Origin of the sequence: Alishewanella maricola, assembly GCF_016343785.1 — a bacterium.
GTDB lineage: Bacteria > Pseudomonadota > Gammaproteobacteria > Enterobacterales > Alteromonadaceae > Alishewanella > Alishewanella maricola.
The window spans coordinates 295,071-309,945 of sequence record NZ_JAEINI020000005.1 but is presented as its reverse complement, the minus strand read 5'-3'; the positions used below and the strand labels follow the sequence as shown (position 1 = coordinate 309,945).

The following is a 14,875-nucleotide window of genomic DNA, read 5'->3' as shown; positions in this document are numbered from 1 at the left end:
ATTTCGGGGGCCGGCAATGGACGAACGCAACTGTTTACAAAAAATACGCAACTTAGGAGCACGGCTTCATGAGCTGGAATTAACTCAGCCTTTGCCAGGTAAATCTTATACTTCAGCGGCCTTAGACTTTTTATTTCAGCAACACCAATTAGAACGCCCAAGTGGAGCCGGTTTAGAGAAGATTTTACAAACCTTGGGGCAAGCCGTTATGGCAAAACATCATCTGACCTTTTCTCATTTAGATGCGAATAGTGTGGTGGATTATTTCTGCCGTTATTATCGAGTGCATTAATAATGCAGTAGGTGCTACCAGCGCCACAGCCGGTGGCTGCTAAGTAAGCTCCCCAGCAAAGCGAGGGTTGCCGCTAAACCATAAGCTAACAATAAGTATGCAAGGGCATCAACGCGGCAATGCAAACTATACACTAAGGCGGCTAAGCTACCGGCTAGGCCTCCTACCACCAACCGCAAAGCCATGCGGTGCAAAGGCCGCGCTCGGCGTAACATTCTTGATATTATCCAGCCTGCCGCCATACCCACTGGCGCTATCCAAGCAATACAGGCCCAAAATGAAGAAACTTGGGCAGCTTGCCCGAAACTCAGCGGCTCCCCCATTGTACCTAAACAGATCAATAACCCAACGCTACTAGCAAGTGACAACCATAAGAGTGGAGCTTTGCGCCATTGTGGCAGCAACGGCTGACTAAGCAATAAAGTCAGTTGCAGCAACGTCACCACTAGCATTAATAAGGAAGCGGTTTTCAGCATCCCCGCCAGCGGCCAATCAAAACGTAAACCAAAAGGCAGCATCAATAGCAATGCGCACATCAACACCATGCCCAAGGTTAAATAGGTAATTTGCGGTGCTAGAAATGGCCGCACCGCTTGATGTGAGTCGACCAGTTTCGCGATAAGTTGCTCTGTTTTATCAGCCATCTGACTAATTAACCTTATTTATTTTTCATGTAATTCGCTGCGTAACAGCTGAATAGCTCGAAACACATTAACCTTAACCCAAGACGAACTGCGCTGCATCAGGTTGGCGGTTTCATCTATCGACAACTCTTCTACCTTGGTGGCATACAACACCTGTGCTTGTGCCGCATTCAGCGGCGCCAGTAAATGACTAACGGCTTGGTATTGTTCATCTTCATCCAAAGGCACGCTAGGCTGCCAGCTGTCTTCATCACTTAACGATTGATGTTCATTTGCCGCAATTTGACGACGACTTTCAAAATATTTATGCCGCAAAATGCCACTAAGCCAGGGTTCAACGGGTAAGCCAACTTGATACGTATGCAAAATACGGTGTACCGTTAATAACGTCTCTTGCACAAAGTCGTCTAAATGTTGCGCGGGTACATAGCGCCGTGCTCGCATGCGCAAAAACGGTACAATGGCGCTTAAAAAAGCACTGTAAGCTTGCTTATCTCCCTGCTGGGCTCGTTCTAACAGAACCTGCCAGTCGTTCATGTTTAATCCTGTTTCTATGGCTATCGACGGCCCACTGCTTTGTTATTGACGATAACACGACAAAAAGTTACAGCAAAAAAAAATTATTTTTCTGTAACCTTTTCTAGTTTTCTCACCAATTACCCCTGAACACATCGCATTTTGCGGTTTTTACTCTCACAATAGGATTGTTATTATGTTAAGTACTTCATTAAAAACCTTTGCTCTAGCTGCAACTTTCGCCGTAGCGCTATTCACCGCTCCGCAAGTGAATGCCACTAACTTTGTCTTACCCGCTTACTCTGCAGCACAATTAGTCGAGGCAGAAAAACAAGGTAGCTTTGTACTAGTTGCTACTAAACCCGGTTGCCCAGTGTGTGCGAAACAAGTTCCTGTCATTGAAGCGCTGTTAAAGGACCCTGCATTTAGCGATCTAAAAGTGCTGCAATATAACCAAGTAACAGAGAAGGCATTAAATAATCGCTTTGGCGTTACCGGACAAAGCACCATTATCGTCGTGAATAAAGGGGAATTAGTGTCACTCACTCGCGGTTTAACTGACGAACAAGCGATTAAAGCTGAAATGCTAAAAGCGCTATAACACGGGAGTCGGTTAATGATTGATTTTAGCCTGTTACCACTGCTATTACTGGCGGGTATGTTAATTACGTTATCACCGTGCATTTTGTCGGTGCTGCCCGTAATGGCCAGTTCTGGCTTAGCAAAACATAAATTGGCTCCCGTATTTACGGGTATGGGTTTGGCCATTGGTTTTGCTTTGATGGGCATGCTGCTGCATGGTCTTGGCAGTGTGCTTGGGCTAAGTGATAGTGTTACCCGGCCATTGTTTGCCAGTTTATTGGTATTATTTGGTTTAGCCTTAGTATTGCCTTGGTTCAAGCAAGGCAGCAGCGGCTTTTTTGCGCCCTTAGCCGCTAAAGCGGACCAACTGGCTACAACCTTGGAACAAAAACCCGGTGGTGCCTTTTGGTTAGGCTTAATGCTGGGCGCCATTTGGAGCCCATGCGCAGGCCCCATTCTCGGTGCGGCATTGGGCCTCGCCGGTAACTCCGGTAGTTTAGTTAACGCGGGCGTGCAAATGCTGGTGTTTGGTATTGGCGCCGCACTGCCGCTAATTGCTATCGCCTATCTGTTTGCCGGTTCCGCACGACGTTTTTTACCCAAAATCGCCGCTGGTGGAGAAAAAGCACGGCAAGTTCTTGGCTACAGTTTATTGTTGGTGGGTCTACTGATTTTAACGGGAGCCGATCAAATGATACTGATTTGGGCTACGGATAACCTGCCTGACACCTGGTTAAATTTAATTACCACCTATTAATTGGTTTGAATCGTGGCACAGCAAAACCATTGAGACACGATCAAGCTATACTTTACAGATAACCCGCTTCTGTTTAGGCTAAGACAAAACAGAGTGGCGATAAAAAGTGCCGCAACGGGCGCTGATGAAACACACAACAAGGATCTCACATGAACAGCTTAACCAAAACACAACTTACCCTAGCCCTAGGTGCTTTAGCACTGGGTTCCGCTACTGTAAATGCCGAAACGAACAATAACCCGTTTCAAGCACAACAACTGACCATGGCCTATCAACTGCACAATCACACCGAAACCGGCACAGGCGTAAAGGTTAAACTTAAAGATAAAGCGCAAGAAATGAAGTGCGGAGAAGGCAAGTGTGGCGAAGACATGAAAAAAGCCGCGGCCGATAAAGCCAAAGAAATGAAGTGTGGCGAAGGTAAATGTGGCGAAAACATGAAAAAAGCCGCTGCTGATAAAGCCAAAGAAATGAAATGTGGTGAAGGCAAATGTGGTGGCGACATGAAAAAAGCCGCGGCCGACAAAGCCAAAGAAATGAAGTGTGGTGAAGGCAAGTGTGGTGCAGAGATGAAAGCACACGCCCATGATAAAGCTGACGCAGCGAAAGCGGCGGGTGCTGACAAGGCCATGGATGCCAAGAAAAAAGCCAGTGATAAAGCACAAGAAATGAAATGTGGCGAAGGTAAGTGTGGCTCTATCTAAGTCACGCCTGCCCTTGTCACTCGACAAGCACAGCGCGGGCCTTGGCCTGCGCCGTGAAATGCTGCCGGAATTGCTTCAGCTAAAACCGGCAGACATTGATTTCTTTGAAGTGGCACCAGAAAACTGGTTACCTTACGGTGGTAAACTGCAACGCGATTTTCGGCGCTTAACCGAACAGTATCCGTTTTTTTGTCATGGCTTATCGCTATCGATTGCCAGCCCCGATCCCTTAGATGTGGCCTTTGTTAAGCAAGTAAAACAGTTTTTGGATGAACATCAGATTTTGCAGTATAGCGAGCACTTGAGTTATTGCTCTGCCGATGGCCATCTGTACGATTTAATGCCAATCCCTTTTACTGAAGAAGCCATCCATTATGTTTCTGGCCGCATCAAGCAGGTGCAAGATATTTTAGAGCGCCCGCTGATCTTAGAGAATGTCTCTTACTATGTTGCACCCGATCAGCAATTAAGCGAGCAGCATTTTTTACAGGCAGTATTAGAAGAAGCCGACTGTCAGCTGTTACTGGATGTGAATAACATCTACGTTAATGCGGTTAATCATGGTTATGACGCCAATACCTTTTTACAAATGATGCCAACTGAGCGCATTGCCTATTATCATGTAGCCGGGCACTACCAGCAAACAGCAAACCTATTAATTGATACCCATGGCGCCGATGTGCCCGATCCAGTATGGCAATTGCTGCAAGCGGCTTATCAACACCATGGGGTAAAACCAACGTTATATGAACGTGATTTTAACGTACCGGCCATAACACAGCTTTGTCAGGAACTACGCTATATCAAACAATTGCAACACACACAGCGTCAATTAGAGCGGCAAGCCTCATGAGCCAGTTAGCTCAAACGCAACGAGATTTTGCTAAGGCGATCCGCAATCCTGATAAACCACCTAGTGCCGTAGCAACCTTAGCGCCTGAGCGCTTACAGGTTTACCAAGAATTGTTTTTTAATAATGTGCGCGGCTTTATTGATAATGCCTTCCCGGTATTACACAGCCTGTACCCAGCTAAAGCCTGGCTGGCGTTACAAACCGCATTTTTTCGTGACTATGCCTGTCACTCACCTTATTTTTTGCATATCGCCGAGCAATTTGTCAGCTTTTTACAACAATACACACTGACTGCCGAGGATCCGCCATTTCTGGCTGAGCTAGCGCATTATGAATGGGCAGAACTCTATGTCGGCACCGTCAAAGCCACCCAAACGGTTGAACCACTTGCTGCAGATGACGTCGGTACGGCAGCACTGGCCTTGTCAGAACTGGTACTACTGAGCGCCTATCAATTTCCGGTACAGCAAATTAGTAAAGACTTTCAACCCAGCACGCCAGCTGAGCTACAGTGTTTTTTGATCTATCGCGATTTGGCTGATGAGGTGATTTTTGTCAGTTTAAATCAGGCTACCTTATTGTTATTACATAATATCCAACAACAACCCGGGCAGTCCCTATCCGAGCATATTCAGCAGCTTGCTCCAATGCTGCCGCAACTTAGCCCTACCCAGTTAACGGCAGCGGCTTTGCCGTTAATGCAGCAATGGGCAGCGGCTGGCGCAATTGTGCGTGCTCCAGACATAGCTTCGGGGTCAGATTCCGAGCAAATCAGCTGAATACTCAGTTTCTAACTGTTAATTTAATAATTTCAATAACTAAGCCTTAACTGCTAGTCAGTATTTCACCTTGCGGCGAGATTCTTTCTTTTGCGTCGCCAAAAGAAAGTATCCAAAGAAAATGCGACCCTACATTGCGGCGAAAGCCCGGCTCAACCTAACACGACCAAGGCGACGAGGTAACTCGTTCGGCACTACCTTGCCTCGCTCAAACACCCCTCGTCTTAAAACCTTAGCCGCGCCAGGTTGCCCGGCTTGCAACGTAATGGGATTAAAAGCACAAACACTTCGGATTGATGCTGAACGAGTTAATAGCGAAGTAAACTTTGGCTGGAGACGTCTTTTTCAAGGATGAAAAAGAGGAGCGTACAAGGAGGTATTTACAGCGTGCTCCAGCCGAAGCTTTACGCAGCGTTTAACGTTTTGCAAGCTGCAAGCTTCGCTGTCAGATACAAACGTAAATACAAACCTTCGCAGCCTAATGATATCAAAAGTTAAAAACCTAGAAATTTAGATGGCCAGACGTCCATATAGGTGTATACTAACGGTATCGCAATTTGGGGTATAAGTACCATGGCATTATCCTTACAGCAAAAAATCACTGATCCGGCACAGGGTGTCTATTTGATTGGCACCACACCGCCAAAAGCCGGTACGGATATCGAAAAAACCACACGTATCGCTAAAAAGCTGTTGGCCCGTTTAAACGAAATCGAGTACGACGGGTTAATTGTTTATGATATTCAAGATGAAAGCAGCCGCGTAGCTGCAGAGCGGCCTTTTCCTTTTCACAGTACCTTAGATCCGCGCGATTACAGCGTATTACTACGTGAACTCGCACAGCAAGATGTGATCACCTATAAAAGTGTGGCCCAGCGTGATGCGGCGGAATTTCATACCTGGCTCACCGAAACAGAGCAGCAATATGCTTTACGTAATCTTGTGTTAGTGGGTAGTCCCTCTTCTAATGGTGATATCAAACTCAGCTTGCCAGAAGCTTATCAGCAGTTAGCCGCACACGATGCCCAGTTTCATTTAGGCGGTGTGGCCATTGCTGAGCGCCATGCTAAAAAAGGCAACGAACATTTGCGGCTGATTGAAAAATCGGCACAAGGTTGTCAGTTCTTTATTTCGCAAGCGGTGTATAACGCGCAAGCCACTATTGATTTACTCACCAGCTATGCCAGAAGCTGTAAGCAACAAGGTATCAGCCCCAAACGTATTATTTTGACTTTTACCCCCTGTGGCGGTGAGCAAACTTTAACATTTATGCAGTGGCTAGGTATTTCTGTGCCTGAGGGCAGTAAGTATCGTATTTTAGATGCGGCCAATCCGTTGAACGAATCGATTAAAATTTGCCGCGATAACCTGCAACAAATCCTGCATCACTGTGCAGCACTTGACCTACCTTTGGGTTTGAACGTGGAAAGCCTAACCAATCGTCGCGAAGAAATTGATGCCGCTATTCGTTTATTCCGGTTATTGAAAGCGATGATGGAGTTACATTTAGCAGAAAAGCAAGTGGCCTAAATTTTTGGCAACCGTAACAGCCAAAGCAAGCTGTTACGGGCACTGCGCAGCACGGGGTACCACACTTTGGCGCGACGTGGCGATTTAAATAACCAAAAATTAAACCGATTAAAAACATTACTACGGCTACTGAGTAGTGCTAGCATCTGCAAGGCATTTGCCCCACCATACCAACTGTCAGCAACGCGTAGCACCATCCCCTGCTCAATCTGATACCCCGCGCCAGCTAACAACTGTGCATAGTGGGGTTCAGCTCTTACATCGATGAGCTGCAACTGCCCCAAAGTAGCTTGTAACCGCACACGCCGACTGTAAAACCGACACGCCGGGCAGCCTTCATCATAAAACAGTGCTAAGCTTGAAACTGACTCAGCAAGCACTGCTTCAGCCAAGTTGGGGGGCGTCATACTCAGCAGGCTCATCGGTATAAATACAGACATTCCAATCTGCGGCTAACCCATCATCTGCAACACAGTAGGTTTCAAAGAAATGTTTGATTTCTGCTCGCTGACAATGCGCTTCAAAACTGGCTATATCCGCCCAAATTTCATTAAAGGCAATAGGGAAACTTTTACCTTCAGCAAAGGGGCTAGCTAATTGACGTGTCACAATGTATTGCAAGCACCCATCCTCACGCAGCGTGTTTGGCTCAAGGCTCTGTAATACCTTAAATAAAGCAGCTTCTTTACCCGCTTTTGGCAGAAACTGTGCCACACAATAAACTTTTTTTGACATAACTCACTCGCTGTAAAAAACCGCCTCACCCGCAACATCAGGCGAGGCGGCTAACATTAAGGCCGACCGAAAATAGTAAACAACTCAGCATTAAGCCATAGATGGCACATCACGCTGGCAGCGTAGCCCAATAAAATGACTGGCGCCCACTTTAAATGACCAACAAAGGTATAATTACCCCGAGCTTGGCCCATTAACGCTACCCCTGCCGCAGAGCCGATAGACAATAAACTACCGCCTACCCCCGCTGTTAGCGTAATCAGCAACCAATGACCATGCGACATCTCAGGGTTCATTGTTAATACAGCGAACATCACTGGAATATTATCCACTACGGCCGACATCAGGCCTAATACCACGTTAGCCGATGTTGGATCCCAGTTAGTATAAAGTGCCGTCGATAATAACTCGAGGTAACCAATAAAACCTAAACCACCGACACATACCACTACCCCGTAGAAGAAGAGTAACGTGTCCCATTCGGCGCGGGCAACCCGGCTAAACACATCAAAAGGTACGACTTGACCCAGTGAACGGATCCGTTCGATATCGCCGGCTCTTTCCGCCATAGCTTTTTTGCGGGCCAAAGAACCTGGTAAGGTTTTACGTAAAAAGAAACCGAAAAACTGTAAGTAACCCAAACCCGTCATCATGCCAAGTACCGGTGGTAAACCGAAGTATGAGTGAAAGGCCACCGCAGTAGCGATGGTGAGTAGAAACAAGCACATAATACGTAAAGCACCACGCTTTAATTCTACCGCTTCAGAGTGGCCGCTGGGCGAACGTTTCTCGACGAAAAAGCTCATAATGACCGCAGGTAACAAAAAGTTGACCACGGCCGGAATAAACAAGGTAAAAAATTCATTAAACGTAATAATCCCCGCCTGCCACACCATCAACGTAGTAATGTCACCAAACGGAATAAACGCACCACCGGCATTAGAGGCCACTACGATATTCACGCAGGACAAGTTGATAAAACGCTTATCACCCTCAGCCACCTTCATTACCACGGCACACATCAGCATAGCGGTAGTCATGTTATTGGCAAAAGAAGAGATACCAAAGGCTAAAATACCACTGATCCAAAATAAGGTGCGATAGCTAAAGCCAGAGCGAATAAGCCAAGCGCGTAAACCATCGAATAAACGTCGCTCTTCTAAGGCGTTGATGTAAGTCATCGCCACCAATAAAAACAGCATTAACTCTGAAAATTCTAATAGGGTATGTCGAAACGCAGACTCCGATTCAACAGCCAAACCAGCTTCCATGTAGCGCCAGCCAATCATGGCCCAAATAACACCAGCAGCTATTAATACCGGTTTCGATTTGCGTAATTGAATTTTCTCTTCAGCCATAACAAGTAAATAAGCTAAAAAGAATAGTCCTAAGGCAATAATACCAATCGGGCTTGCAGTTAAATTTATGGGTCCTGTCTCGGCTAACGCTGTGGATGGGTAAAGGGCAAGGCAGCTCAATAACACCAAAAGGGATCTGAGGTTTAACATGATGGCTTCTATTTAGGTCAATTTATGCGGGTGGTCTCTACCTGCGCCTCAGCGCTGGTATTGAGGACATATGATACGCCCTTTTTTCATAGCGTGCAGAGCTTATTCTGCTCTGCACGCTAAATTGTAGTTAGCTTTTAGTCTTAACGGATTTGATCTCTCACCCTTAGCGCAAGATCAGTAGCGAGCATTTCGCCTTACTTAACATCGCGGTCGTGGTACTGCCGACGATAAACTGACGGATCCGCGAATGACCATAAGCACCCATAATCAACAAATCGATATGATGCTCTTGCTGATATTGGTGCAGTACTTCTTCTGGATCCCCAGCAACCAGTGCGGTTTTCGTCTCAAAACCCGCTTGTTGCAGCAAGATTGCGGCTTCGTCTAACGCTGGGGCCTGCTCAGGCATACCGGCAAACACTAAATGCACCGGTAAACCTTTACACAATGGGCTAGCAGCGAGCATGTCTAAACTTTTCTGCGCAGTGGCACTCCCATCAAACGCTAACATAATGCGCTGCGGCGTTTTAAAGTGTTGTTGGGTGAGCAAAATAGGCCGCTGCAAACTGCGAATCACTTGCTCAACATGTAAGCCCAATTGACCGTGCGCATCGGCGCTGCTTAAGCCCCGCTTACCCATCACCACTAGCCGCGTGTCGTCTTCAGTTGCCTTTAACGACTCGACTAAGCTGCCATGACGTAAACGTTCATCAACGCTGGCAACGCCGGCTTGCTCTGCACGGGCTTTGGCCGCATCTAACATTAAACGGCCACGCTCTAGCGCTAACTTACTGTGTTTTTCATCTAACTCAGCTAATTGCTGCAATAACACTTCTTGCGAACCTAAACCAATACTGCCACTCAGATCAGGCGTTTGCGTATGCTGCGCTTTATCAATGGCATGCAACATCGTTAAGGGTGCTTGCAGTTGTTTGGCGGCCCAGACGGCATAATCACAAACGGCTTCAGCATAAGGCGAAGGATCGATACAAGCGATAACAAATTGTGTCATGAAATTACTCCTGTTAATGACCCATCAACTTTTCTATGGCATCAGGACGATTATGTACCGCAAATTTATCAACCAGTGTCGCACTGGCAGCATTTAAACCGAGCAACTCGACCTCAGTCCCTTCACGGCGGAATTTGAGTACCACTTTGTCTAAAGAGCTTATGGCGGTAATATCCCAAAAATGCGCGCGGCTAACATCAATCTGCACCTTCTCTATGGCTTCTTTAAAGTCAAAACCGGCAATAAATTGTTCCGCAGAGGTAAAGAACACTTGGCCAACAACACGGTAAGTACGCTGATGACCATCGGCTGATAACTCAGCAGTAATCGCCAGAATTTGCCCCACTTTATTAGCGAAGAATAGCGCACTTAACAACACCCCCACTAACACACCGTAAGCCAAGTTATGGGTAAATACCACCACCAAAACCGTGGCAATCATCACCACTGATGAGCTTTTCGGGTGTTTTTGCAGATCTTTTACCGAAGCCCAACTAAAGGTACCAATGGATACCATAATCATAATCGCCACTAAGGCTGCCATTGGGATCATGCCAACATAATCACTCAGAAATACGATAAAAATCAATAAGAAAACACCTGCTAATAAGGTAGATAAACGAGTGCGCCCACCTGATTTGACGTTAATAACGGATTGACCAATCATCGCACAACCGGCCATACCCCCTAATAAACCTGCACCAATGTTTGCCACACCTTGGCCGACACATTCACGGTTTTTGTTACTGCTGGTATCGGTTAAATCATCAACGATGGTGGCCGTCATCAGTGACTCTAATAAACCGACAATGGCCAAGGCTAACGCGTATGGGAAGATAATAACCAGCGTATCAATATTTAGCGGTACATCAGGCCATAAGAAAATAGGCAAGCTGTCTGGCAGTTCGCCCATATCCGCCACATTACGAATATCTAAACCAAAGTACACAGCAATGGCGGTTAATACCACGATACAAACTAATGGCGAGGGGATGGCCTTGGTAACGTAAGGAAACAAATAAATAATCGCCAAGCCCAGCGCAGTCATGCCGTACACCAAGGTGGTGCCATGCTCGCCAGTCAGCTCAGGCAGTTGTGCCATAAAAATAAGAATAGCTAAGGCATTCACAAAACCGGTCACCACCGAGCGCGAGACAAAACGCATCAACTCACCTAACTTACAAAGGCCAAAGGCAATTTGCAGTACACCCGTTAATAAAGTGGCGGCCAGCAAATATTCCAAACCATGCTCACGCACCAAGGTAATCATTAACAGTGCCATGGCACCGGTAGCGGCAGAAATCATCGCCGGACGACCACCGGCAAAAGCCGTTATTACCGCTATACAAAAAGAGGCATACAAACCGACTTTAGGATCCACACCGGCAATAATAGAAAAGGCGATCGCCTCAGGGATCAGAGCCAGTGCAACCACTAACGCAGATAACACATCGCCTCTGGTGTTCGAAAACCAGTTTTGACGAATTGAACTTAGCATAGAAATATCCAACAGAAATAATAAGAGGGAACAGACTAAGTTGTCTGTTGTAACAATGTCGCGCCACCTATGGCGAGTGTTAACGTTGAAACAGCAGATTAGCGCTGCTTAGCTTCAATTGATCTGTGTTACACCGGTCTATCCTCGTTCGCTCGCCCCATGTAACACGCAGCTCAAGATTAAAATAGGGGCGAGATTGTACCGTTTTTTGCCGTTAAAGGCTATGGCATGACCATACGGGTTAAACTGGCAAGCCATCTCGGAAAAATTGCACACCACCACACGTGGCACAACACAGCAATTCAGCTGGGTGAGTGTAATCAATACTCTGCTGACACTGGCTACAACGATAGCGCCCCATGCCAACATATTCTCCTTGATAATAAACACCTTGATGATTGAAATCTTCTAACAATTCAACCCATTCGACCTGAGTGCGATCAGTAATTTGGCTAAGTTGCTGCCATAATTCCTCGCTCCACATCGATGGCGCCTGCTCCGCTGTATTCGCCGCTTGCCATTGTTGTTTCAGTGTTTCGACAAACAATTGGCTTTCATAAGCACTGAGATCCTTACCGGCTTTAAGATAGGCCTGCAATATTTCACTGAACTCCAGCATATTATCGAGCTGACGTTGACCGGCTTGTTCAAGGGTGTCGGTTAGCTCGGCCAGCCATTGTTGGTACTTCTTTTTAAATTCAGCCATTTCAAACTCCTTTTAGCGCGTTAAATCAAGTATAGACAAGATGCTGGTTATTGTTGTCAAAACCCGCCTAAGGTATGCTATAGCGAATTTTGCCCGAACCTTGCGAACTGCAACCGCTCAGGCCCGCACTAAGACTTTTCTGGAAGACGTAAATGCAACAGCAATATAATCCTCAGCAAATTGAGACCACCTTGCAACAACAGTGGCAAGACACTAACGCCTTTAAAGTAACGGAAGACCCTAATAAAGAAAAGTTTTACTGTCTCTCGATGTTTCCTTATCCCAGTGGTCGTTTGCATATGGGCCATGTGCGTAACTACACCATCGGCGATGTTGTCAGCCGTTTTCAGCGGATGCAAGGTAAAAACGTTATGCAGCCTATGGGTTGGGATGCGTTTGGTTTACCGGCCGAAAATGCCGCGATTAACCATAAAACGGCACCGGCTAAGTGGACGTACGAAAATATTGATTATATGAAAACGCAGCTGAAGCGTTTAGGTTTTGGCTACGACTGGGATCGCGAAGTGGCGACCTGTAAACCGGATTACTACCGCTGGGAACAATGGTTTTTTACCAAGCTATATGAAAAAGGTTTAGTTTACAAAAAAATGGCCACGGTTAACTGGGATCCCGTTGATCAATGTGTATTGGCTAACGAACAAGTTATTGACGGTCGCGGTTGGCGTTCAGGCGCGCTGGTAGAGCAACGCGAACTGGCTCAGTGGTTTATCCGCATTACCGAATATGCAGAAGAGTTATTAGCAGATTTAGAGCAGCTGACCGAATGGCCTGAGCAAGTGCGCACCATGCAGAAAAACTGGATTGGTCGTTCTGAAGGTATCAACATTCGTTTTGATATTGCCGGTCAAGACGGTGAATTAGAAGTTTACACCACACGCCCAGACACCCTTTACGGCGTTACCTACGTGGCTGTGGCGGCACAGCATCCTTTAGCGCAGCAAGCCGCTAAAACTAATAGCACCTTGGCAGCCTTTATTGAAGAAATCAAAGGCGGCAAGATGGCCGAAGCCGAACTCGCAACCATGGAGAAAAAAGGCTGCGCAACCGGTATTTTCGCGATACATCCGTTAACGGGCGAGCAAGTCCCAGTATGGGTCGCTAACTTTGTTTTAATGGACTACGGTTCAGGGGCTGTCATGGCAGTGCCAGGGCATGATCAGCGCGATTATGAATTTGCCAGCAAGTATCAACTACCAATTAAACAAGTTGTCACGGCTGCCGATGGCAGTGTGACCGATCTAAACAGCCAAGCCTATACTGAAAAAGGCATTTTGGTAAACTCAGCCGAGTTTGATGGTTTAGCGTTTCAAGAAGCCTTTAACGCCATTGCTGCCAAGTTAGCCACCCTGGGTAAGGGTGATGTTAAGGTTAACTATCGCCTGCGCGATTGGGGTGTGTCACGGCAACGTTATTGGGGCACACCGATCCCGATGCTGAACCTAGAAGACGGTTCTGTTGTGCCGGTTCCGGCCGATCGTTTACCGGTTATTTTGCCCGAAGACGTGGTAATGAATGGTGTGACCTCACCCATCAAAGCTGACGCCGAGTGGGCAAAAACCGATTATCAGGGTCAGGTTGCGTTTCATGAAACCGATACCTTCGATACTTTTATGGAATCGAGCTGGTATTACGCCCGCTATTGCAGCCCTGATTACGATCAAGCCATGCTTGATCCTGCAAAAGCCAACTACTGGCTGCCCGTCGATCAATACATTGGCGGTATCGAACACGCTATCCTGCATTTATTGTATGCGCGTTTCTTCCATAAACTGTTGCGTGACGTTGGCTTAGTGCAATGTGATGAGCCTTTCAAACGCCTGTTATGTCAAGGTATGGTTCTGGCTGAAACCTTTTATCGCGAAGCTGAAAATGGCGGCCAAATCTGGTTCTCACCGCAAGATGTGCTCATTGAGCGGGATGAAAAAGGCCGGATCATTCAGTCGACACTAAAAGCCGATGGCCTGCCCGTGTTATCTGCCGGTATGAGCAAGATGTCAAAGTCGAAAAACAACGGCATCGATCCGCAAAAAGTGATCGACCAATATGGTGCCGATACCGTGCGCTTATTTATGATGTTTACCGCCCCGCCAGAGCAAACGTTAGAATGGTCTGATTCGGCCGTTGAAGGTGCGCACCGTTTTATTAAACGGGTATACAGCTTAATTAGCGATGTGCAAGCGGCTGGGGAGCCAGGTGCATTAGAGATCAGTGCGTTGAATGACCAACAAAAACTACTGCGCCGTGAACTGCATAAAACCATTGCCAAAGTGACCGATGATATCGGCCGCCGTTATACCTTTAACACGGCAATTGCAGCGGTAATGGAACTGACCAATAAATTACAAAAAGCCAGTTTAGCCAGCCCGCTAGACCGCGCCGTTATGCGCGAAGCCTGCACTGCGTTATTGCAACTGCTTAACCCGATCACCCCTCATGTTGCACAATACTTGTGGGCGCAGTTGGGCCATCAGCAAGCTATTGAGCAAGCCGCTTGGCCACAAGTTGATAACGCGGCTCTGGTTGAAGATGAAAAACTGGTAGTGGTACAAATAAACGGTAAAGTACGGGCAAAAATCACCGTGCCTGCCGATGCCAGCCAACAGCAAGTGCTCGAGATGGCCAAGTTAGATGACAATGTGCAACGTTACTTAGCGGAAGGCGAAACGCGTAAAATCATTTACGTTCCCGGTAAGTTACTTAACTTGGTGGTAGCGTAATATGTGGGCCCGTCTGCT

Annotated in this window: 16 protein-coding genes; 8 read left to right on the top strand and 8 right to left on the bottom strand. The window is 46.9% G+C overall.

Features of this window, described 5'->3' with window-relative positions; genetic code table 11:
- The first annotated feature begins 16 nt into the window (after nt 1-16).
- A complete protein-coding gene (locus JAO78_RS10245; protein ID WP_226751249.1) occupies nt 17-292 on the top strand; it encodes a hypothetical protein in 276 nt (91 codons plus the stop codon).
- A gap of 14 nt (nt 293-306) precedes the next feature.
- Here JAO78_RS10245 and JAO78_RS10240 read toward each other — a convergent pair whose 3' ends face one another.
- On the bottom strand, nt 307-936 hold the full coding sequence (locus tag JAO78_RS10240) for an NrsF family protein (RefSeq protein WP_226751248.1): 630 nt from the start codon (nt 934-936) through the stop codon (nt 307-309).
- Between the two features lie 18 nt (nt 937-954).
- Nucleotides 955-1,473, bottom strand: a complete 519-nt coding sequence (locus JAO78_RS10235) for a sigma-70 family RNA polymerase sigma factor (protein ID WP_226751247.1) — start codon at nt 1,471-1,473, stop codon at nt 955-957.
- A gap of 175 nt (nt 1,474-1,648) precedes the next feature.
- Between JAO78_RS10235 and JAO78_RS10230 the strand changes: the two genes are divergently transcribed.
- The 6 genes from JAO78_RS10230 to JAO78_RS10205 all read left to right on the top strand — a co-directional run bounded on the left by JAO78_RS10230 (nt 1,649) and on the right by JAO78_RS10205 (nt 6,657).
- Nucleotides 1,649-2,053 (top strand): thioredoxin family protein, encoded by a 405-nt coding sequence (locus JAO78_RS10230; protein ID WP_226751246.1) that lies wholly within the window; start codon nt 1,649-1,651, stop codon nt 2,051-2,053.
- 15 nt (nt 2,054-2,068) lie between these two features.
- Entirely contained in the window at nt 2,069-2,791 is a 723-nt protein-coding gene (locus JAO78_RS10225; RefSeq protein WP_226751245.1) for a cytochrome c biogenesis CcdA family protein, read from the top strand.
- Between the two features lie 149 nt (nt 2,792-2,940).
- Nucleotides 2,941-3,495 (top strand): HvfA family oxazolone/thioamide-modified RiPP metallophore, encoded by a 555-nt coding sequence (locus tag JAO78_RS10220; protein ID WP_226751244.1) that lies wholly within the window; start codon nt 2,941-2,943, stop codon nt 3,493-3,495.
- Between the two features lie 13 nt (nt 3,496-3,508).
- Nucleotides 3,509-4,348 carry an HvfB family MNIO-type RiPP peptide maturase gene (locus JAO78_RS10215; protein ID WP_226751279.1) on the top strand — a complete coding sequence of 280 codons (840 nt, stop codon included), beginning with the start codon at nt 3,509-3,511 and terminating at the stop codon, nt 4,346-4,348.
- A complete protein-coding gene (locus JAO78_RS10210; protein ID WP_226751243.1) occupies nt 4,345-5,127 on the top strand; it encodes an HvfC family RiPP maturation protein in 783 nt (260 codons plus the stop codon). Before JAO78_RS10215 ends, JAO78_RS10210 begins: the two co-directional genes overlap by 4 nt.
- A gap of 573 nt (nt 5,128-5,700) precedes the next feature.
- Nucleotides 5,701-6,657, top strand: a complete 957-nt coding sequence (locus tag JAO78_RS10205; protein WP_226751242.1) for a hypothetical protein — start codon at nt 5,701-5,703, stop codon at nt 6,655-6,657.
- Here the strand turns inward: JAO78_RS10205 and JAO78_RS10200 are convergent.
- The 6 genes from JAO78_RS10200 to JAO78_RS10175 all read right to left on the bottom strand — a co-directional run bounded on the left by JAO78_RS10200 (nt 6,654) and on the right by JAO78_RS10175 (nt 12,119).
- Complete coding sequence (locus JAO78_RS10200; protein ID WP_226751241.1) at nt 6,654-7,097, bottom strand: DCC1-like thiol-disulfide oxidoreductase family protein; 444 nt, start codon at nt 7,095-7,097, stop codon at nt 6,654-6,656. The genes JAO78_RS10205 and JAO78_RS10200 overlap by 4 nt on opposite strands.
- A complete protein-coding gene (locus JAO78_RS10195) occupies nt 7,042-7,392 on the bottom strand; it encodes a putative quinol monooxygenase (RefSeq protein WP_226751240.1) in 351 nt (116 codons plus the stop codon). The genes JAO78_RS10200 and JAO78_RS10195 overlap by 56 nt, the downstream gene beginning before the upstream one ends.
- Nucleotides 7,393-7,448: 56 nt before the next feature.
- Nucleotides 7,449-8,900: a sodium:proton antiporter NhaD gene (nhaD, locus tag JAO78_RS10190; protein ID WP_226751239.1), complete on the bottom strand. Its 1,452-nt coding sequence runs from the start codon at nt 8,898-8,900 to the stop codon at nt 7,449-7,451.
- A gap of 166 nt (nt 8,901-9,066) precedes the next feature.
- The gene (locus JAO78_RS10185) at nt 9,067-9,915 is read right to left on the bottom strand and encodes a universal stress protein (protein WP_226751238.1); all 849 of its coding nucleotides are present in this window, start codon (nt 9,913-9,915) and stop codon (nt 9,067-9,069) included.
- A gap of 13 nt (nt 9,916-9,928) precedes the next feature.
- The gene (locus JAO78_RS10180) at nt 9,929-11,413 is read right to left on the bottom strand and encodes a SulP family inorganic anion transporter (RefSeq protein ID WP_226751237.1); all 1,485 of its coding nucleotides are present in this window, start codon (nt 11,411-11,413) and stop codon (nt 9,929-9,931) included.
- Between the two features lie 241 nt (nt 11,414-11,654).
- Entirely contained in the window at nt 11,655-12,119 is a 465-nt protein-coding gene (locus JAO78_RS10175) for a zinc ribbon-containing protein (RefSeq protein WP_226751236.1), read from the bottom strand.
- A gap of 152 nt (nt 12,120-12,271) precedes the next feature.
- On the opposite strand from JAO78_RS10175, the gene leuS reads away from it, so the two are divergent.
- Nucleotides 12,272-14,857: a leucine--tRNA ligase gene (gene leuS, locus JAO78_RS10170; protein ID WP_226751235.1), complete on the top strand. Its 2,586-nt coding sequence runs from the start codon at nt 12,272-12,274 to the stop codon at nt 14,855-14,857.
- Nucleotides 14,858-14,875 lie beyond the last annotated feature (18 nt).